This is a genomic window from Acinetobacter sp. NRRL B-65365 (genome assembly GCF_001605865.1).
Lineage (GTDB): Bacteria > Pseudomonadota > Gammaproteobacteria > Pseudomonadales > Moraxellaceae > Acinetobacter > Acinetobacter vivianii.
In genome coordinates this window covers 1-360 of the sequence record NZ_LRPD01000075.1, presented here as the reverse complement: position 1 = coordinate 360, position 360 = coordinate 1, and the positions used below count along the sequence as shown (strand labels likewise).

The 360-nt window shown below is 39.7% G+C and carries 1 pseudogene; it reads right to left on the bottom strand.

The features are described from left to right. Nucleotides 1–254, bottom strand: a pseudogene (locus AWW72_RS19735) (MFS transporter); the annotation flags it as partial. Nucleotides 255–360: the final 106 nt, after the last annotated feature.

Here is a 360-nt window from a genome sequence, read left to right as displayed (position 1 = left end):
TCACATGCCCAACCACCAATCAGGCCACCAATTGCTGAACCTAAAAGTGTTAAACTGCCTAACGTTCCAGCTTGTACACCGGTTAAATGAAATTCTGTTTTAAGACTGGTCAGGCTCAATGCCAAAAAACCTAAGTCTGCCCCATCACACAACAATGTTAAAAAAGCGAATATAAATGCGGTAATCCAAATTTTTTTTGGTGTCTGGATAGCTTCACTGCTAGCCGTATTTTGTGCAACTGTTTCTGTTGTCATGTCCATATCCTCTGAAGGAACATGAGGCATCCAATGCCTCATGGCATTTATTTTTTATTAGGTAGTCGCTTCCCTAATCATGTTCTTGGCAATAATAATTTGTTGA